This is a genomic window from Pseudomonas sp. LBUM1647, from assembly GCF_059716175.1.
On sequence record NZ_CP166809.1, the window covers coordinates 1,360,004 to 1,380,016 of the forward strand.

17 protein-coding genes are annotated in these 20,013 nt (G+C 60.1%); 10 read left to right on the plus strand and 7 right to left on the minus strand.

Annotated features, from left to right (window positions below; all coding sequences use genetic code 11):
* Positions 1-104 precede the first annotated feature (104 nt).
* Entirely contained in the window at positions 105-992 is an 888-nt protein-coding gene (locus ACA059_RS06050; protein ID WP_497633103.1) for an MBL fold metallo-hydrolase, read from the plus strand.
* Positions 993-1,222: 230 nt separating this feature from the next.
* Positions 1,223-1,837, plus strand: coding sequence for an NAD(P)-dependent oxidoreductase (locus ACA059_RS06055; RefSeq protein ID WP_497633104.1), 615 nt, complete (start codon positions 1,223-1,225; stop codon positions 1,835-1,837).
* A gap of 128 nt (positions 1,838-1,965) precedes the next feature.
* On the opposite strand, the gene ACA059_RS06060 is transcribed toward ACA059_RS06055, so the two are convergent.
* Positions 1,966-2,847 (minus strand): LysR substrate-binding domain-containing protein, encoded by an 882-nt coding sequence (locus tag ACA059_RS06060; protein WP_497633105.1) that lies wholly within the window; start codon positions 2,845-2,847, stop codon positions 1,966-1,968.
* Between the two features lie 159 nt (positions 2,848-3,006).
* Between ACA059_RS06060 and ACA059_RS06065 the strand changes: the two genes are divergently transcribed.
* From ACA059_RS06065 to ACA059_RS06090, 6 genes are all read left to right on the plus strand, one after another.
* On the plus strand, positions 3,007-4,644 hold the full coding sequence (locus ACA059_RS06065; RefSeq protein ID WP_497633106.1) for a 5-guanidino-2-oxopentanoate decarboxylase: 1,638 nt from the start codon (positions 3,007-3,009) through the stop codon (positions 4,642-4,644).
* Positions 4,641-6,089: an aldehyde dehydrogenase family protein gene (locus ACA059_RS06070; RefSeq protein WP_497633107.1), complete on the plus strand. Its 1,449-nt coding sequence runs from the start codon at positions 4,641-4,643 to the stop codon at positions 6,087-6,089. The genes ACA059_RS06065 and ACA059_RS06070 overlap by 4 nt, the downstream gene beginning before the upstream one ends.
* Before the next feature lie 218 nt (positions 6,090-6,307).
* The gene (locus ACA059_RS06075; protein WP_497633108.1) at positions 6,308-7,411 is read left to right on the plus strand and encodes an ABC transporter substrate-binding protein; all 1,104 of its coding nucleotides are present in this window, start codon (positions 6,308-6,310) and stop codon (positions 7,409-7,411) included.
* Positions 7,412-7,554: 143 nt separating this feature from the next.
* Positions 7,555-8,463 carry an ABC transporter permease gene (locus ACA059_RS06080; protein WP_497633109.1) on the plus strand — a complete coding sequence of 303 codons (909 nt, stop codon included), beginning with the start codon at positions 7,555-7,557 and terminating at the stop codon, positions 8,461-8,463.
* Positions 8,460-9,308, plus strand: coding sequence for an ABC transporter permease (locus tag ACA059_RS06085; protein WP_008156049.1), 849 nt, complete (start codon positions 8,460-8,462; stop codon positions 9,306-9,308). Before ACA059_RS06080 ends, ACA059_RS06085 begins: the two co-directional genes overlap by 4 nt.
* A 15-nt stretch (positions 9,309-9,323) precedes the next feature.
* Positions 9,324-10,379, plus strand: a complete 1,056-nt coding sequence (locus tag ACA059_RS06090; protein WP_497633110.1) for an ABC transporter ATP-binding protein — start codon at positions 9,324-9,326, stop codon at positions 10,377-10,379.
* A 152-nt stretch (positions 10,380-10,531) separates the two neighbouring features.
* Here ACA059_RS06090 and ACA059_RS06095 read toward each other — a convergent pair whose 3' ends face one another.
* Positions 10,532-11,461, minus strand: a complete 930-nt coding sequence (locus ACA059_RS06095; protein WP_497633111.1) for an AraC family transcriptional regulator — start codon at positions 11,459-11,461, stop codon at positions 10,532-10,534.
* A gap of 429 nt (positions 11,462-11,890) precedes the next feature.
* Here ACA059_RS06095 and ACA059_RS06100 point away from each other — a divergent pair, with 429 nt between their 5' ends.
* Both ACA059_RS06100 and ACA059_RS06105 read left to right on the plus strand, forming a co-directional pair.
* Positions 11,891-12,244 (plus strand): putative quinol monooxygenase, encoded by a 354-nt coding sequence (locus tag ACA059_RS06100; RefSeq protein ID WP_497633112.1) that lies wholly within the window; start codon positions 11,891-11,893, stop codon positions 12,242-12,244.
* 42 nt (positions 12,245-12,286) lie between these two features.
* Positions 12,287-12,517, plus strand: a complete 231-nt coding sequence (locus ACA059_RS06105) for a hypothetical protein (protein ID WP_033057544.1) — start codon at positions 12,287-12,289, stop codon at positions 12,515-12,517.
* Here the strand turns inward: ACA059_RS06105 and ACA059_RS06110 are convergent, their stop codons facing one another.
* The 5 genes from ACA059_RS06110 to ACA059_RS06130 all read right to left on the minus strand — a co-directional run bounded on the left by ACA059_RS06110 (position 12,518) and on the right by ACA059_RS06130 (position 19,746).
* Entirely contained in the window at positions 12,518-13,147 is a 630-nt protein-coding gene (locus ACA059_RS06110) for a flavin reductase family protein (RefSeq protein ID WP_497633113.1), read from the minus strand.
* A gap of 243 nt (positions 13,148-13,390) precedes the next feature.
* Entirely contained in the window at positions 13,391-14,710 is a 1,320-nt protein-coding gene (locus ACA059_RS06115; RefSeq protein WP_497633114.1) for an MFS transporter, read from the minus strand.
* 266 nt (positions 14,711-14,976) lie between these two features.
* Positions 14,977-16,302 carry a sigma-54-dependent transcriptional regulator gene (locus ACA059_RS06120; protein WP_056741359.1) on the minus strand — a complete coding sequence of 442 codons (1,326 nt, stop codon included), beginning with the start codon at positions 16,300-16,302 and terminating at the stop codon, positions 14,977-14,979.
* Positions 16,296-18,062: a sensor histidine kinase gene (locus ACA059_RS06125; RefSeq protein ID WP_497633115.1), complete on the minus strand. Its 1,767-nt coding sequence runs from the start codon at positions 18,060-18,062 to the stop codon at positions 16,296-16,298. Before ACA059_RS06125 ends, ACA059_RS06120 begins: the two co-directional genes overlap by 7 nt.
* A 160-nt stretch (positions 18,063-18,222) precedes the next feature.
* The gene (locus ACA059_RS06130; RefSeq protein WP_129437918.1) at positions 18,223-19,746 is read right to left on the minus strand and encodes a fumarate hydratase; all 1,524 of its coding nucleotides are present in this window, start codon (positions 19,744-19,746) and stop codon (positions 18,223-18,225) included.
* Between the last annotated feature and the right edge of the window lie 267 nt (positions 19,747-20,013).

Here is a 20,013-nt window from a genome sequence, read left to right on the forward strand (position 1 = left end):
GATCTTGCCTTTGAAAAGCAAAGTCACAAGATCGCAGCCTCGTTTCACTCGTCAGCTCCTACAGAGCCATCGGCCAACCCTGGCCATCGATAACGGAGCAACAGATGATCGGCTTCACCTCGCTTAAACGTATTTTGCTGGCCACCGCCACCCTCGGTTTCGCCGCCCACGCAGCGGCTGCATCGAGCCTGACCCTGGACGTCTACAACCCGGGCGACAAGGCGATCTTCCCCGTGACCTCGGTGTTGGTCAGCGGCGAGAAAGACGCGATTTTGGTGGATGCGCAATTTGGCAAATCCCAGGCCGAGCAAGTGGTCGAAAAGATCCGCGCCAGCGGCAAGCAACTGACCACCATTTACATCAGCCACGGTGACCCGGATTACTACTTCGGCCTCGACACCCTGACTGCCGCATTCCCCAACGCCAAAGTGCTCGCCTCGCAGCCGACCGTGGAGCACATTCAGAAAACCGTCGACGGCAAACTGGCGTTCTGGGGGCCGAAAATGGGCGCCGATGTACCGGCCAAAACCATCGTGCCGGATGTACTCAAGGGCGACAGCCTGATGCTCGAAGGGCAGAAGCTGCAGGTGGTGGGGCTTGAGGGCAAGCAGCCAGATCGCACCTTTGTCTGGATTCCGTCGATCAAGGCCGTGGTCGGTGGTGTCGTCGTCGCGGAAAACATCCACGTGTGGATGGCTGACACCCAGACGCCGCAGTCCCACGCCGATTGGCTGACTACGTTGCATTCCATCGAAACCCTGAAACCGAAAACCATCGTGCCGGGTCATTACCTCGGTGAGAGCGCTCGTTCGCTGGCCGCCGTGCAGTTCACCGCCGATTACATCAAGGCCTTCGACGAAGAAACCGCCAAGGCAAAAGACGCTGCCGCGCTAATCGCCGCGATGAAAAAACGCTACCCGAAGCTGGGCGAAGAAAGCTCCCTGGAACTGAGCGCCAAAGTCGCCAAGGGCGAGATGAAGTGGGGTGAATGAGTAATGTGGCGAGGGGATTTATCTGTGGCGAGGGGATTTATCCCTGTTCGGCTGCGAAGCAGTCGTCAACGCTTGGGACTGCTGCGCAGTCCGACGGGGATAAATCCCCTCGCCACAGGTAAAGCCCTACAGCCACAGATAAATCCCCTTCACAGATAAATCCCTTCACCACAAAGTCCTTTCATCATCCAGATTTGTACTGACCCACCAAAACCCAACTGGAGAACGTCATGAGCAAGATCGCAATCATTGGTGCCACCGGTCGTGCCGGTAGCCAGCTGTTGGAAGAAGCTTTGAGCCGTGGTCACAGCGTTACCGCGATCGCCCGAGACACCTCGAAGATCGGTCAGCGTGCCGGTGTGGTCAGCAAAAATGTGGATGCCCTGGACGCCGAAGCCTTACAAGCGGCGGTCGCTGGCCATGACGTGGTGATCAGCGCTGCGCATTTTTCGACCCTTCCTGCCAGCGCCGTGATCGGACCGGTGAAACAGGCCGGCGTAAAACGTCTGCTGGTGGTGGGCGGTGCCGGTTCGCTGTTGTTGCCGGACGGAACCCGCGTCATCGACAGCGAGGGTTTTCCGCAGGCGTACAAGGCTGAGGCCAGTGCCGGTGCGCTGTTCCTGGAAAACCTGCGACAGGAAAAAGAGCTGGACTGGACCTTTGTGTCGCCGTCGGCAGAGTTTGTCGAAGGTGAGCGTACGGGGACGTTTCGGGTTGGCAAGGATGATTTGCTGGTGAGTAGCGAAGGGCGGAGCTGGGTTACTTTTGCTGATTATGCGATTGCGATGCTGGATGAAGTGGACGCGCCGAAGCATTCTCGTCAGCGGTTCAGCGTCGGATATTGAACTCACTGAAAACTTGTGGGAGCGAGCTTGCTCGCGATAGCGGTTGATCATTCAACAAATATGTCGACTGACCCACCGCAATCGCGAGCAAGCTCGCTCCCACAGGATGCGCGCCAATCCTGCAGGGCTTAGCGGCTCTGAGCCTGCTCCACCAACCACCCCATCAACTCACGCAACTTCGGCGAAGGCCCGGGTTTTTCCGGGAAAACCAGGTAATACGCCAACCCGGTCTTCACCTTCAATTCAAACGGCATGACCAACCGCCCCGCACTCAAATCATCGCCAATCAACGACCAATCCCCGATCGCCACGCCTGTCCCCTGGGACGCCATCGACATCGCCAGGTCCAGCGTTTCGAAATGCTGACCCTTGCCGACATTGCTCAAGCGAATATCCGCAGTGGCCAGCCAGGCCTTCCAGTCCCGTTCATCCCGTGTCGGGTGCAGCAACATGTGCTGCTCTAGATCCTCGGGCGTCAGCAGCGGCACCGGACCTTCGAGCAACGGCTTGGAGCAGACCGGCGTCAGTTGTTCATCAAACAGATGTTGAGACACCAATGAACTGTCCGGCGGTGCGCCGTACATCACCGCTGCATCGAACTGCTCGCGATGAAAATCCACGCCGTGCTTGACCGTGGTGGTCAATTCCACCGGCACATCCGGGCGTTCCCGTTGCCACTGCAACAGCCGTGGCAACAGCCAACGCATGACACATGTCGGGGCCTTGAGTTGCAGGGTTTCGCGCTTCTCGCCGATCTGCTCCACCGCCTCGTCGATCAAGCCGAAAATCTGCTGGACCCGTGGCAGCCATTCCCGTCCTTCGGCCGTCAGGTCAAGGCCTCGGGCCTGGCGAATGAACAGTTCATAACCCAGATGTTCTTCCAGCCCGGCGATCTGCCGACTCACCGCACCTTGGGTGATGTACAGCTGTTCGGCAGCACGGGTGAAGTTGCAGCACTGCGCGGTAATCAGAAAAGTGTGCAGCGCCGGCAGGGGAGGCAATCGTTTCATTGGGATCCAAGGTATGACGTGAGGACATGGCTAGTATGACTTTTTATCCATTGTTGCGGCTACGTGTCGCCCGTTCCAATGAGGCCATCCCTGGACCTGCCAATTCATCATAAACACTGCGCAGGCCCGGCGTCTCAAACGAACAAGAAGGGCAAAGACATGGCGACGTGCGGCGAAGTATTGGTCAAGTTACTCGAAGATTACGGAGTTGAGCAGGTGTTCGGCATTCCCGGGGTTCACACCGTGGAGCTGTATCGCGGGCTGGCCCGTTCGAGCATCAACCACGTCACTCCGCGTCACGAACAGGGCGCCGGTTTCATGGCCGACGGTTACGCTCGCACCAGCGGCAAACCGGGTGTGTGCTTCATCATCACCGGCCCTGGCATGACCAACATCACCACCGCCATGGGCCAGGCCTACGCCGACTCGATCCCGATGCTGGTGATCTCCAGCGTGCAATCGCGCAGCCAGTTGGGCGGCGGTCGCGGCAAGCTCCACGAGCTGCCAAACCAGAGCGCATTGGTCGGTGGCGTTGCGGCGTTCTCCCACACCTTGATGTCGGCGGCTGAATTGCCGGGCGTCCTGGCGCGTGCCTTTGCTCTGTTCCAGGCCGGCCGTCCGCGTCCGGTTCATATCGAAATTCCGTTGGATGTTCTGGTCGAAGAGGCCGATGACCTGCTCGCCAGCGTACCGGTGAACATCGACCGCGCCGGTGCCTCGCCGAGCGCAATCAGCCGCATGACCGCGCTGCTGGCCGGTGCCAAGCGCCCACTGATTCTCGCCGGTGGCGGCGCCATCGATGCCGCCGCCGAGTTGACTGAACTGGCCGAACTGCTGGACGCCCCGGTGGCCCTGACCATCAATGCCAAAGGCATGCTCGAATCCAACCATCCGTTGCTGATCGGCTCGACCCAAAGCTTGGTCGCGACTCGTGCTTTGGTGGCTGAAGCTGACGTGGTGCTGGCCATCGGCACCGAACTGGCCGAGACCGATTACGACGTGACCTTCGCTGGCGGTTTCGAAATTCCCGGCGTGCTGCTGCGTGTGGACATCGACCCCGACCAGACCGTGCGCAACTATCCGCCGAAAGTCGCATTGGTAGCCGACTCGCGCAACGCGGCTCAAGCCTTGCTGGGCGAGTTGTCCCATCACTCGCTGGCCGAGCGCCGCAACGATTGGGGCCAGGTCCGTGCCGCGCGCTTGCGCGACGAACTGGCCGCCACCTGGGATGCGCCGACCCTGGCCCAGACCCGTTTCCTGGAAACGGTTCTGCACGAATTGCCAGAGGCCGTGTTCGTTGGTGATTCGACCCAACCGGTGTACACCGGCAACCTGACGTTCAACCCGGAACGTCCGCGTCGCTGGTTCAACTCGTCCACCGGTTACGGCACCCTCGGTTACGCCTTGCCGGCAGCGATTGGTGCCTGGCTCGGCGGTAGCGTTGAAAACGGCGCACGTCCTCCGGTGGTGTGCCTGATTGGCGACGGCGGCCTGCAATTTACCCTGCCGGAACTGGCCAGCGCCGTTGAAGCGCGCACCCCGGTGATCGTCCTGCTGTGGAATAACCAGGGCTACGAAGAGATCAAGAAATACATGGTCAACCGCGCCATCGAGCCGGTCGGTGTGGACATCTACACCCCGGACTTCATCGGTGTGGCCAAGGCGCTGGGCTGTGCAGCCGAAGCCGTCTGCGGTGTCGAGCAACTGCGTAACGCCTTGCGCACCGCCGCTGATCGCCAAGGCCCGACCCTGATTGAAATCGATCAGACCCAGTGGATGAAGGCGGTGTCGAAATGAGTTTCCCTACGACCCTTGATGGCTTGTTCATCGACGGCCAATGGTCCGCCGGCAACGAACACCTGCGCGTGATCAACCCGGCGACTGAAGCCTTGTTGACCACTGTGAATGGCGGCGATGAGCAGGCGGTCGATCAAGCCGTCACTGCCGCGACCAACGCCTTCAAGGCGTGGTCGAAAACCACCGGCGCCGAGCGCGGCGCGATCCTGCGCAGAATCGCTGCGGGCGTGCAGGCTGGTCGCGAACAGTTGATGCATTTGCAGTCGAGCAACAACGGCAAGCCGCTGTTTGAAGCGGCCATCGACGTCGACGACGTGATCGCCACCTTCGAGTACTACGCAGGTTTAGCCGAAGGTCTCGATGCCAAGCAAGACAGCAATGTCGAGCTGCCAACCGACGACTTCAGCGCCCGTGTGCGCCGCGAACCCTGCGGTGTGGTCGGCCTGATCGTGCCGTGGAATTTCCCGATGGTCACCACCGCCTGGAAACTCGCCCCGGCCCTGGCCGCCGGTTGCTGTGTGGTGCTCAAGCCGTCTGAAGTGACACCGCTGCCGGAGCTGGAACTGGCGGCGATCATCGCCGAGGCCGGTCTGCCCAAGGGCGTGTTCAACCTGGTCTGCGGCACTGGTCTGGCGGTCGGCGCGCCGTTGTCCGCTGATCCGCGCATCGCCAAAATCTCCTTCACCGGCAGCAACGCGGTCGGCGTGCAGGTCATGCAACGTGCCGCAGAAACCGTGAAGGGCGTGAGCCTGGAACTGGGCGGTAAATCCTCGCTGGTGGTGCTCAAAGACGCAGACATCGAACTGGCCGTGGAAGTGGCCTGTGGCGGTGGATTCTTCAACGCCGGGCAAATGTGTTCGGCCACCAGCCGCGTACTGATCGCCGATGAACTGGCTGACGAATTCCTCATCCGTTTGAAGGCCCGCGCCGAAGCCATTCGCGTGGCCGACCCGTTCGACCCGAACGTGGAAATGGGCGCACTGGTCAATCAGGCGCAATACCAGCGCGTGCTGGGCCACATTGATCGTGGTTTGAGTGCTGGCGCCAAACTGGTTTGCGGCGGCAATCGTCCGGCAGACCTGCCACGCGGTTATTTTTTGCAGCCGACGATTTTCACCGAAGTGCCCCTCGACAGTGCGCTGTGGTGTGAAGAGATATTCGGGCCGGTGATCTGCGTACGCAGTTTCGCCGCTGAAGCCGAGGCGATTGCTTTGGCCAATGACAGCCAGTTCGGTCTAGTGGCCAGCGTGGTCACCCGCGACGCCGAAGCGGCAGATCGGGTCGCCAACGCCTTGCAGGCGGGGCTTGTGTGGATCAACGCGCCGCAAGTGATCTTCCCGCAGACCGCCTGGGGTGGCTACAAACAGAGCAGCATCGGCCGCGAATTGGGGCCGTGGGGCTTGCAGGCTTTCCAGGAAATCAAACACGTGATTCGAGCGGTCTGACGGCTCGAAAAGGGTCAGCGGATGCCTCGTGATGAGGCATGCGCTGGCGTCATGGCTTCAATGAGTTTTTATCGATAGTCAGGTGTTTTGCACGACCTCAGGATGAAGCGGTCGGCTCAACTCAAGCCCTTTGAAACCGGGGGTTTGGTGCTGATCTGGGCGCGCAGATGCAACGGTTGCGACCAACCTCATACTTACAAAAACAAAGGGAGTCCTTCATGGGCGAGCATGATTTAAACAGACGTCAATTCATTAAAACCGTGGGCGTGGCGTCGGTAGCCGCGGCGGCCATGAGTTTGCCCTTCGTCCGGGCCAATGCCAGTGACACACGCTTCCAGGGCAAGACCCTGCGTTTGCTGACCTGGTCGGATGACACCGGTCTCGCCGCACTGCGCAACATCGCGGCAACCTTCGAAGACAAATACGGCTGCAAGGTCATCGCTGACCGCACCGGCAGCACCTCGGAAATGGTCGCCAAACTCAAGGCCGGCGGTGATCGTCCGCAGTACGACATCATCACCCTGGCCGGCGTCGGCGCCGAAGGTCTGGCCGCGGCTAACCTTCTGGAAAAACCCGACCTCAACCGCATCCCCAACCTGGTCGACGTACCGGAGAAATACCGCACCGGCGCCAATGGCCACGGCATCGGTTACCTGCTCTGGTGCAACAGCCTCGTCTACAGCACCCGCACCATCAAAGAAGCGCCGGACAGTTACGCCTCCCTGTGGGATCCCGAGCTGGCGCCGAACATTTTCCTGCCGCCGCCGAACTGGACCGAAGCGATGGACCTGATCATCATCGCCGCCAAACTGGCCGGTGGTGACGAGCACAACATCGAGCCTGGCTTCAAGAAACTCGCCGAGCTGAAAGATCGCGTAGTGACCCTGGGTGAAAACCCGAACCAGATCGCCGAACTGTTCCGCACCGGTTCGCTGGACATGGGCGGCCTGTACGCACCGGCATTCTTCCCGAAACAGATCCGCGACCCGGCTTACGGTCTGGGCGCCACCTTCGGCATGAAGGAAGGTTTCTACACCGACCTGATGCTCTCGGTGATGCCGAAGAATCGTCCGGGCGATACCGACCTGGCCTACGCCTTCATCAACCACTCTCTGGACCCGCTGGTGCAGGGCAAGATGGCTGAGGACATCTACAACGGTCCGGTCAACGCCAAGGCGATCATCTCTGCCGAAGCGCGCAAGAGCCCGTACATCCTCACGCCTGAGCAGATTGCCGAGAAGGCGATCATGCACGACAACGCCTTCCTGGCCTCCGTGCATGACCAATGGATTCGTCGTTACACGGAAATCTTTTCTTCCTGATCCGTAGGCGCTGCCGAAGGCTGCGATCTTTTGATCCTGCTCTTCGGTGGCTCTGAAAAGATCAAAAGATCGCAGCCTTCGGCAGCTCCTACAGGGGGCCGGGCGCGAGATGTTTCTGATCTTCCATTGACGAGACCCTTGCTATGGAACACCAACCTCTGACTCATCCGGTCGCCGTCGCTGCATCGCGCGCTCCCCGGGGTGTTTCGCCGACGACGCGTGCCTGGTTTTTTCTCTCGCCGTCGATGCTGTTTCTGGGCGTATTGATCGCCGCCAGCCTCTTGGTACTGCGCATGAGCGTGGGCACAAAAGGCGCGGAATGGACCGGGTTCAGCCTGGCCAGTTACGCCCAATTGCTGGAACCGTACTACCTCAAATCCTTGCTGCTGACCCTGCGTCTGGCGCTGATCAGCGCGGTGATCGCGGTCGTGTTGGCGATCCCGGTGGCTTACACCATGTCGCGACTGACCTCACCGTTTGTGCGACGGATCTTCCTCGCTGCGGTGCTGCTGCCGTTGCTGGTCAATCTGTTGCTGCAAAGCTACGGCTGGCTGGTGATTCTGGGGCCGGGCGGGATGCTCAACCAGGCGCTGATGGGCCTGGGCCTGATCAAGCGCCCGATCATGTTGCTCTACAACCAGAACGGCGTACTGATGGGCCTGGTGCAAACCGCGTTCCCGTTGGCCGTGCTGCCGATTGCCAGCGCCATGCGCGGCGTCGCCCGTACTTATGAAGAAGCCGCTGCAACCCTGGGCGCCAGCCGTTTGCAGGTGTTCCGCCAAGTGGTGCTGCCGATGAGCATGCCGGGGATCATCACTGGCGCGACGTTGGTATTCGCCTACAACGCCAGCAGCTTCGTGGTGCCTTTGCTGCTCGGTGGCCGACGCGTGCCGATGCTGGCCGTGATGGTCCATGACCAGATCGCCCCGCTGATGAACTGGCCCGCCGCTTCCGCTGCCGGTGTGGTGCTGATTGTCACCACGCTCGCGATCATGACCTTGTCCGAATACATCACTGGCCGTCGTCGGCGCATGCTGGAGGCTTCCCAATGAGCACCCTGATCAAAAAGCGTTATGGGCTGCTGCCCGGCGAGACCGGCAAGTTTGCCGGCATCCTGTCGGGCTTCATCCTGCTGCTGGCGGTGTTACCGATCCTGACCATGATCGTGATGTCGTTCAGCGGTGCGTCGAACCTCGACTTCCCGCCGAGCAGCTACAGCCTGCAATGGTACAAGGCTGCCTGGAACACCTTCGTGTCACCGGATTCCAGCGATGTGCTGAGCCTCGGCAAAGCCATGACCACCAGCCTGATGGTGGCGTGCCTGACCATGGTGTTTGCGACGATTGTGGCGGTGCCGGCAGCTTACGCGCTGACCCGTTGCGAGTTCCGCGGCAAAGCCGTGGCGCTGCAACTGATGTCACTGCCGCTGGTGTTTCCGATGGTGGTGTTGGGGCTGGCGTTGCTGCTGGTGTTCGACAGCCTGCCATTTCAAATCACTACGTCGCGGCTGGTGATTGCCCACGTGATCCTGGCGCTACCGTTCGTGGTGAAAAACTGCACCGCCGCGATGCTCTCGATCGGCAGCGAAGTCGAAGAAGCCGCGCAGATGCTCGGTGCTTCGCCGACCCGGGCGATTATCGATGTGGTGGTGCCGTTGATGAAGTCGGGGATTCTGGCGGGGATGCTGCTGGCGTTCATCGTCTCGTTCAACGAATTCACCGTGACCTACTTCCTCTACACCATCGACGTCATGACCGTGCCGATCTGGATGTACAGCCGCACCGTGTCTTCGCTCGACCCAACCGTTTTCTCGTTTGCCGTGCTGATCGTGCTGATCGACTTCGTCCTGATCTGGGCGTTGGAGAAGCTGGTTGGTGAAGGTGGCGTTTCGTTCTGATTCTTGAGGTGCAACATGACTGGTCTGATTCTGGAAAACGTCGAGAAACATTACGGCTCGGCCTGCGCGGTAAAGGATGTAAACCTGCATTTGCCTGAGGGCAAACTGGTGTGTTTTCTCGGCCCTTCGGGTTGCGGCAAAACCACGTTGCTGCGAATGATCGCAGGGCTTGAAACCCTGAGCGGAGGCGAGATTCGCCTGGACGGTGAAGACATCGGCCACACGCCTGCGCATCAACGTAATTTCGGCATGGTGTTTCAATCGCTGGCGCTGTTCCCGCACATGACGGTGGGGGAGAACATCGCCTATCCGCTGAAACTGCGTGGCGTCAGCAAGGCTGCTCAGCAGGCGCGGGTGGTGGAGTTGCTGCAACTGATTCAGTTGCAGGAAATGATCGACCGTCCGGTGTCGAAACTCTCTGGCGGTCAACGTCAGCGCGTGGCGATTGCCCGGGCGATTGCCAATCACCCGAAAATTCTGCTGCTTGACGAACCACTGTCGGCGCTGGACGCCAAGCTGCGTGAATCGATGCAGGTGGAAATCCGTCAGCTGCAACAACGCTTGAACATCACCACCATCCTGGTGACCCACGACCAGCGTGAAGCCATGACCATGGCGGATATCGTTGTGGTATTGGGTGAACATCGGGTGCAGCAAGTGGGCACGCCGATTGAAATCTACCGGCACCCGGCCAACGAGTTTGTTGCGGACTTTATCGGCTCGGGCAACATCTTCCCGGCCACCGCGCTGGGCAACGGCAAGATCGGGCTGCCCGGTGGCGATGCGCTGGAAGTGCCGATCTGCAGCAGCATTGTGGTCGGTGAGAAGGTGAAGATGCTGATTCGCCCTGAGGACCTGCAACTGTCGCATCCGCAGGCGACGGCGGGGAATCGGTTGCTCGGTAAGGTGACGTTTGTGCGTGACATTGGCGCGACCATCGAAACGACAGTGGAGTGTTCCGGGGTGTCGTTTACGGCGTTGAGTACGCCGTGTCAGGGGTTTGGGTTGAGCATTGGCAATCCGGTGTCGGTGACGTTGCCGGCTGAGGCATGCCGAGTACTCGGCGCCTGACATTAGAAGTGGGTTGATATTACTGGCCCCATCGCGAGCAAGCTCGCTCCCACATTTGATCTGAGGTGTTCACAAATTTTGTGTTCACCGGAGGTCCAATGTGGGAGCGAGCTTGCTCGCGATGAGGCCGGCACAACCAACAAAAATCTCAGCTAGACCGTCAACCGCAACCGCGCCAAATCCCTTAACGGCGGGGCCCCGAACAATCGGCTGTACTCCCGGCTGAATTGCGAGGGGCTTTCATACCCGACCCGATACCCCGCCGCCGAAGCCTCCAACCCTTCCGTCAGCATCAACCGCCGCGCTTCTTGCAGGCGCAGTTGCTTCTGATACTGCAACGGACTCATCGCCGTCATCGCCTTGAACCGGTGATGCAACGTCGACACGCTCAGGTTCACTTCCTTCGCCAGATCATCGATGCGCAACGGCTGTTCATAGTTGCCGTTGAGCCATTTGATCGCCTGGCTGATGCGATGGCTCTGGCTGTTGGCGATAGCGATTTCGTACAGCCGATGACCCTGCTGGCTGCGCAAAAGTCGATACAGGATTTCCCGGCGAATCAGCGGTGCGAGCATGGCGATGTCTTTCGGCGCATCCAGCAAACGTGCCAGACGCAGCACGGCGTCTAGCATCGCGGTGTCGATCCGTTCGACATACAAGCCTCTTCCCGTTGGCCGGGTGGGCACACCGAGAGGGCCGGCGTCGGCAATCAGCGCAGTGATTTCCGCCGGGTCGATATCCAGGCGCACCGCGAGGATCGGTTCTTCAGACGTGACGTTCACCACTCGTCCGCTCAATGGCATCGAGACTGAGACCACCAGGTAATTCAGCGGATCGTAATTGAAGTATTCATCGGCCAGCCTGACCTCTTTACGGCCCTGCGCCATGATGCACAGCGCTGGTTGGGCCAGTACCGGGGCAAACTCATGGGACTTACTGTGGCGAGACATGAAGAGCGAGCCGACGGCAGTCGCATAAGTGCCATCCTCCGCCGTGTTATGGCGAATGATAGCGGCCAGTTCCGCGCGCTGTTTCTCCATGTCGGCGTCCAGCGGGGCTTCAAAGTGATCGAGCGACGACATGCAAGGCATCCTCGGTGAGGCGTTGGTAATGAGCTGAGCTTAAGTTTGTGCAAGACGAAGCGGTAGACACATCCTGCCTCAAGCTTGCCTGATTCTGCACGGGCTTCGTGTGCCGCCCCGTCATGACGTGATGCAGATGGGCAACGGCTGACGCAAGCCTGCCCCCCGTAGGAGCTGCCGGAGGCTGCGATCTCTAGATCTTGAAAACAGAAGTCAAAAGATCGCAGCCTTCGGCAGCTCCTACACAAAGCTCGTGTGACAGTGGTATGACGGGTTTTACCGGTTGTTACAGGTGTTGAGCCAAGTTTCGCAGGATTGTGCAATGCGCCGGCAGGAATCGACTAACCGCGCTTCTACTTGCGCGCTTAACCTTTGATCCTGTCGCAGCCCGTCCCACGGCTGCCACTCGAGTACCTGGGAGGGTTGAACATGTCTACGCAGATCCCCGTCAGTCATATGGCCTTTGTCCGCGCCCGCGCCGGGCGTTCGGCGGAACTCGGTGCGCGCCTCAGCGCCTTGATCGAGCCGTCCCGCAGCGCACCGGGTTGCCTGAATTTTGCCCTGCAACATTCACAGTGCGATCCGGAGTTGTGGCTGGTGTCCGGTTTCTGGATAAACCAGCAGGCCATGACCGCTTACTTCAGCACCCCGGCCATGCAGATTTTTGCCGGGTTGGTGCAAGACCTGGTGGTCAACAGCCTGGATTTTCATACCTTCAAGGACGTGTCGGCCGCCCAAGCGCAGGGGCAGTCCCAGTCGTGGGTACACAAAATGGCGGGTTGAGGGTTTAATGGCTCAATTCTCCATTCAGCCAGGATCCACGACATGGCACGCAAAGCCTTTGAAACCTTCGAAGCTGTATCTGCCGTAGTACCCCGTGAAGGCGGTTATAACGCCGCAATCGCCACCAAGGCCATCGGTGGTTCGGGTGCACCGCGCTTTCACAAGCTGCTCGAAGAACAGACCTTCAAAACTGCCCGCGAGGCCGATGAAGCCGCTGCGCTGCAGTTGACACACCTCAAAGACGTCAGCGAAGACGGCGACCTGATCTGGTAATTACTTGACCGCCCCCGGGCGATACATCTTGAACAACGCCTCAGGCCCCAGCTGGAAATAATCCGCTGGCCCGCCGCCGCGCAGGATCGGTTCTGCCGCGGCGGTGTCGTACACCCCATCCTTCAACAGCCATTTGGCGATATGCACGGCGACCACTTCGCCGAGAATCAGCCAGCTCGGCACCACGTTGCCATCGGCCCGCTGCAACTGAATGATCTGCGTGACCTTGCACTCGAAGGACACCGGACTTTCGGCGACGCGCGGCACCTGAATGATTTTCGACGCTGCCGGGGTTAGCCCGGACAGCTCGAACTCGTTGACCTCAGGCCCGACCATGGCAGAGCACTGATTCATCTGCTCGGCTAGCGGACGGGTCGCCAGGTTCCAGGCGAACTCGCCGGTTCGCTCGATGTTATTCAGGCTGTCTTTGCGCCCGACACTGGAAAAACCAATGATCGGCGGAATGTAGTTGAACGCGTTGAAGAAACTGTAAGGCGCCAGGTTCAAGCTGCCATCGGCATCCTGAGAGGAAATCCAGCCAATGGGACGCGGGCCGACGATGGCATTGAACGGGTCATGCGGCAGGCCGTGGCCGTTGGCGGGTTCGTAGAAGTGGATGTCGTCGGGCATGGAAGGCTTTCCTGAGGCTTATTCGCTGATCGCGCCATAGTGCTGGGACGAACGGATAATTTCCAGCGATGAGATCCAAATGTGGGAGTGAGTCTGCTCGCGAAAGCGGTGTGTCAGGCAACCAATTTGTTGTCTGTGACGCCGCTTTCGCGAGCAGGCTCGCTCCCACAGGTTTTGTGCCGACACAATGAAAAAGGGGCAGACCCGTTAAGGTCTGCCCCTGTTTTTACTGCGCTAGCTTGCTCAGTCCGTCTCGATCCGCGAATGCTTGCGGGTGTCTTTCATGGTCACGTAGACCAGCAACGACACGGCAATACACGCGGTGACATACCAGTAGTAACCGGTTTCCATGCCGATGCTCTTGAACCACAGAGCGATGTATTCAGCGGTGCCGCCGAAGATCGACACGGTCAGCGCGTACGGCAGGCCGACGCCCAGGGCGCGGATTTCGGTCGGGAACAGTTCGGCTTTGACCACCGCGTTGATCGAGGTGTAGCCGCTGACGATGATCAGCGCCGCCATGATCAGGAAGAACGCGCCCCACCAGGTCTGCACGGTGTGCAGGGTGGTCAGGATCGGCACGGTGAACAGCGTCCCGAGAATACCAAAGGCAATCAGGATCGGCCGGCGACCGACTTTATCCGACAAGCCGCCGATGATCGGTTGCAGGCACATGAACAGGAACAGCGTGGCGGCCGAAATAGTGGTGGAGTCGGAGATGCTCATGCCGACGGTGTTCACCAGGTATTTCTGCATGTACGTGGTGTAGGTGTAGAACGCCAGGGTGCCGCCCATGGTCAGGCCGACCACGGTCATCAGTTCCTTCGGATGGCGCATCAAGGTGCGCATTGCGCTTTCCTTGGCCTTCTCTTTCTTGGTGAAAGACTCGGTTTCTTCCATGCCACGACGCAAGTACAGCGCGACCACGGCACACAGTGCGCCGATGGCGAACGGGATGCGCCAGCCCCAGGCGTACAGCTCTTCGGTGGTCAGGGTCTGTTGCAGCACGATCAGCACAGCCAACGCGATGAGCTGGCCGGAGATCAGGGTCACGTACTGGAAGCTGGAGTAGAAGCCGCGACGGTCCTTGGTCGCCATCTCGCTGAGGTACGTTGCCGAGGTGCCGTACTCGCCACCGACCGACAGGCCCTGTAGCAAACGGGCGAAAATCAGCAGGATCGGTGCGCCAATGCCAATGGTTTCATAACCGGGGCTCAGGGCAATCAGCAGCGAGCCGAAACACATCAGATACACCGAAGCCATCAGTGCTTTCTTACGACCGGCCTTGTCGGCGTACAGGCCCATCAGCCAGCCACCGATCGGGCGCATCAGGAAGCCCACGGCGAAGATCGCGGCGGTGTTCAGTAGTTGCGCGGTGGTGTCGCCTTTGGGGAAAAAGGCCTTGGCGAAGTACAGGGAGAAGGCGGCGTAGACGTACCAGTCGTACCACTCGACCATGTTGCCGACAGAGCCGCTGAAGATCGATTTGATGCGACTGGCAGTGGTTCTTTCTTTGGCAGGCGAAGCTGCCGACCCAAGAGGCAGGGTTTGTGAGTTATCCATGACGGATCCTTCATTTAATTGTTTTTGTGGAGCGCGTTGAAACGCAGCCTGCTTGGGCTATAGCAGGAGATGTGCCAAAGGGAGGAGGGCCGGTTTAGAGGGGGTTTGAAACTTGAGTGAGCGGAAATCCGCTTATTCTGAGTTTGGTGTGAGCGGAAAATCGCCGAAAGATCAAAAGATCGCAGCCTTCGGCAGCTCCTACAGGGTGTACACCATCCCAATGTAGGAGCTGCCGAAGGCTGCGATCTTTTGATCTTGACGGTCGATTACACAAACATCTCGCGGGTCAGGCCGTGCCGCTGCATCTTTTCATTGAACGTCCGGCGCGGCAGTTGCAGTTCTTCAAGCACCGCTTTCACATCGCCCTTATGCCGGGTCAACGCTGCGCGCAGACAATGCGCTTCAAACGCTTCCTGCTGCGCCGCCAGCGATTGCCCAGGGTCGATCCCCACCGGTTCCGGCTCGCCCAGCCCCAACACTTGCCGCTCAGCAACGTTCGCCAATTCGCGTACATTGCCCGGCCAGTCGTGGCTCAGCAGATGGCTCAACTGCGGGCCGCTCAGCGGTGGAAAAGTCCGTCCCAAACGCTCGGCGGCATTTTGCGCAAACGACTCGAACAACAGTGGAATGTCTTCACGCCGCTCGCGCAACGGTGGTAGCCGCAACTCGGCCACGTTCAACCGATAGGCCAGATCTTCGCGAAAACGTCCGGCCCGGGCTTCGTCCAGCAAGTCGGGTTTGGTCGCGGCGATGATCCGCAAATCCACGCGAATACTCTGATTGGAGCCCAACCGCTCCAGCTTCTGCTCCTGCAACACCCGCAGCAATTTCACCTGCTGAGCCAATGGCATGCTTTCGATTTCATCGAGAAACAGAGTGCCGCCATCGGCGTATTCGAGTTTGCCGATGCGTTTGCCCGAGGCGCCGGTGAACGCGCCGCTCTCGTGACCGAACAGCTCGGCCTCGAACAACTGCTCGGGGATTGCCGCGCAGTTCAGCGCCACAAACGGTTTGTCGGCACGCGGACCAAAGTCGTGCAGGCAACGGGCAACCAATTCCTTGCCGCTGCCGGTTTCACCGCGAATCAACACATTGACCGGCAGCGTCGCCAGGTCCAGCACTTGCCGACGCAGCGTCTGCAAACCACGGGACACGCCCAGTAACGTCGCATCGAGTTTGGCGCGGTTGTCCGCCTGCTCGTGCAGGGCGCGGTTCTCCAGCACCAGCCGCCGCTTGTCCAGCGCACGGCGCAGACTGCCGAGCAGGGTTTCGGGGCTGAAGGGTTTTTCAAGGAAGTCGTAGGCGCCATCGCGCATCGCTTCGACCGCCATCGGCACATCGCCGTGACCGGTCAGCAGAATCACCGGCAAGTCGGCATCGCGGCGCTGAACTTCGGCCAGCAGTTCCAGGCCGGTCATGCCCGGCATGCGCACGTCGCTGAGGATCACCCCGGGGAAATGCTTCGGCAGCTGCGCCAGGCACTCATCGGCGCGGCTGAACAACTGCACCTCGAACCCCGACAGGCTCAGCCATTGTTCGACGGCACTGCGAATACTGCTTTCGTCGTCGACCACCATCACTGAATTCAGCATGAGCCAGGGGCCTCCAGGTCGATGGGCAAGGTCACGGTGAACACCGCGCCGTTTGCATGATTGTCGGCGCTCAGGCGTCCGCCCGATTCGTGAACGATGGCAAAGGATACGGCCAGCCCGAGGCCCAGGCCATCACCCACTGGTTTAGTGGTGAAGAACGGATCAAACACATTCGACAAGTGCTCTTCGGCAATGCCGCCACCGTTGTCGGCGACCGTCAGGCGCCAGAGTTGTTCGTCGGCTTCGAGACGGATTTCCAGGCGCTTGCAGGGTTTGTCCTGCATGGCGTCCAGGGCATTGCGCAGCAAATTGATCAGCACCTGTTCCAGACGAATCGCATCGCCACGCACCCACGCCGGACGCGTCAGGTGCAGCACCGTGCTGACCTGTTCATCGCGTAACCTTGTGTCGAGCAGCTGCAACGATTGGTCGACCACCGCCGCCAGGTCCAGGCGTTCGCGCAGACCGCTGGGGCTTTTGCGGGCGAAGGTTTTCAGGTGGCCGGTGAGGGCGGCCATGCGCGTCAGCATCTCATCCACCGGTCTGAGTGCTTTGTAGGCGTCATCGACCCGGCCGTGATCGAGCAGCAGGCGCAAGGTCGCCAGTTGCATGCGCTGGGCGGTCAGGGGCTGGTTGATTTCATGGGCCAGCGCGGCAGACATCTGGCCGAGCGCGGCGAGTTTGGCCGATTGCACCAGACCGTCCTGAGCGGTACGCAGGTCGCGAGTGCGCTCTTCCACCAGTTGTTCGAGCTCTTCGCGACTGCGTTGGCGCATCTTGGCCAAACGCCAGCGCTGATTGAGAAACAGCAACAGAAACACCACGGCCAGCCACAACCCGGCGGCGGCAAGCCCGGCGTTGCGGCTGTCTTCGAACGCAACTTGCGGGCGACGCAGCAGATGCAACGTCCAGCCTTCAGTGCTCAGCGGCAGCGATTCCCACAGGTAATTCGCCGTCCCGCCAGGACCCACGACCCGCGTCAGGTCACTGTTGTCGTCGAAGCGCCGCACCGATTGATACTCGAGCGGTGTCAGCGGTTGTTTATCGTATTGGCGGGTGACCTTGAGTTCGGCGTGATCGCTGTCACTCAGCGGTTTCAACAGGCGATAGCGCCAGCCCGGCTGGTTGGCGATGAAGATAATCCCGCGTGCATCGCTGACCAGCAGCGTGTCGCTGCCCTGACGCCACTCGCGCTCCAGCTCCGGGAACTCGAGTTTCACCACCATGGCGCCGAGGAACTGGCCGTCATCACCGGTGACCGCGCTGGACAGGAAGTAACCGGGAATACCGCTGGTCACGCCTACCGCGTAAAAGCGCCCGGTGCCCTGGGTGCGGGTCTGGCTGAAGTAGGGGCGAAAGCCGTAGTTGTGGCCGACGTAACTGCTGGGCAAACGCCAGTTGCTGGCGGCCACCGCCAGACCTGTGTGGTCGAGCAGTTCCAGGGTCGAGGATTGCGCCGCGCCGTTGATCTTTTCCAGTTTGCGGTTCAGTGCGTCCTGTTGTTCAGCGGATACCGAACCATTGAGCGCAGTGCGTAACTCCGGGTCCAGCGCGAGCACGGCGGGCAGGGCGCGGTAGCGATCGATCAGGGTGTGCAGGGAATTGGCATAGAGCGCCAATTGCTGATTGGCGCGGGCGGCGTCTTCGACCAAGGCCTGGCGTTCTGCGTGACGTATTGACACGGTGGCCGCGATCGCAGCGCCGACGAGGATTAGAAGGGTGTACAGCATTATGCGCAAGGAGCGAGAAGACTCAAACATGCTTGGCGTTACACAAGTGTGCGGGGGGGGGCACCATATCATGACGAAGTTAGGCATTCCCACGCTCAATCCACCTCCCTCAACCTATACATATAAACGACCATTAAAAAAGGCGACAAGAGCATGGCTCATGTCGCCTTTTACTTGTTAGTCGAAGCGCTTACTGCACTTCCACCGCCAGGCTTTCACTGATCTTTTTCTGCCAGATGGCAGGACCGGTGATGTGTACCGACTCACCCTTGCTGTCTACTGCAACAGTAACCGGCATGTCTTTCACGTCGAACTCGTAGATCGCTTCCATGCCCAGTTCGGCGAAAGCCACCACGCGGGATTTCTTGATGGCTTGCGCCACCAGGTAAGCCGCGCCGCCGACTGCCATCAGGTAAACGGCTTTGTGGTCCTTGATCGCTTCGATTGCGGTAGGGCCGCGCTCGGATTTGCCGATCATGCCCAGCAGGCCGGTTTGCTCGAGGATCTGACGGGTGAACTTGTCCATTCGCGTCGCGGTAGTCGGACCGGCAGGGCCAACCACTTCTTCGCGCACCGGATCAACCGGGCCGACGTAGTAGATGAAGCGACCTTTCAGGTCCACTGGCAGGGTTTCACCCTTGTTCAGCATCTCGACCATGCGCTTGTGCGCGGCGTCGCGACCGGTGAGCATTTTGCCGTTGAGCAGGACGGTTTCGCCCGGCTTCCAGCTCTGCACGTCTTCCGGGGTCAGGGTGTCGAGGTTCACGCGACGAGCCGACGGGCCGGCTTCCCAGACGATTTCCGGGTAGGCGTCCAGCGGTGGCGCTTCAAGGGATGCCGGGCCGGAACCGTCGAGCACGAAGTGCGCGTGACGGGTGGCGGCGCAGTTCGGGATCATGCACACCGGCAACGAAGCGGCGTGGGTCGGGTAATCCATGATCTTCACGTCGAGCACGGTGGTCAGGCCACCCAGGCCCTGGGCGCCGATGCCCAGTTGGTTGACCTTCTCGAACAGCTCCAGACGCATCTCTTCGATACGGTTCTGCGGGCCGCGTGCTTTCAGTTCGTGAATGTCGATGGACTCCATCAACACTTCCTTGGCCATGACGGCGGCTTTTTCGGCGGTACCGCCGATGCCGATGCCGAGCATGCCCGGTGGGCACCAGCCAGCGCCCATTTCCGGAACGGTTTTCAGCACCCAGTCGACGATCGAGTCGGACGGGTTGAGCATGGCCATCTTCGACTTGTTCTCGGAACCGCCGCCCTTGGCTGCCACGTCCACTTCCACGGTGTTACCCGGAACGATGGAGTAGTGGATAACGGCCGGGGTGTTGTCCTTGGTGTTTTTACGAGCGCCCGCCGGGTCGGCGAGGATCGAGGCACGCAGGACGTTTTCCGGCAGGTTGTAAGCCCGGCGCACGCCTTCGTTGATCATGTCGTCCAGGCCCATGGTGGCGCCATCCCAACGTACGTCCATGCCCACGCGAACGAAGACGGTAACGATGCCGGTGTCCTGGCAGATCGGGCGGTGGCCGGTGGCGCACATCCGCGAGTTGATCAGGATTTGCGCCATGGAGTCACGGGCCGCTGGCGATTCTTCGCGCAGGTAGGCTTCGTGCATCGCCTGGATGAAGTCAACGGGGTGGTAATAGGAAATGAACTGCAGGGCGTCAGCAACGCTCTGAATCAGGTCGTCTTGCTTGATCACGGTCATGAGTCGCGCTCCTCTAAAAGACGGGAACATTCAATAAGGTGCTTGCAGCTTGGGTGCATCGGTCGGTTGCAAGCACCTTTACAAGGCACGCCGGGGCAGCTGGCGCGACGCTAAAAAGGCGCGGCAGTATAACGCGCCTCGGTTCCGGGCACACCCGCCGACAGTCAATCGTTGGTCGCATATCGAACACGATCCCTGTAGGAGCTGTCGAGTGAAACGAGGCTGCGATCTTTTGACTTTGCTTTTTAAAGGCAAGATCAAAAGATC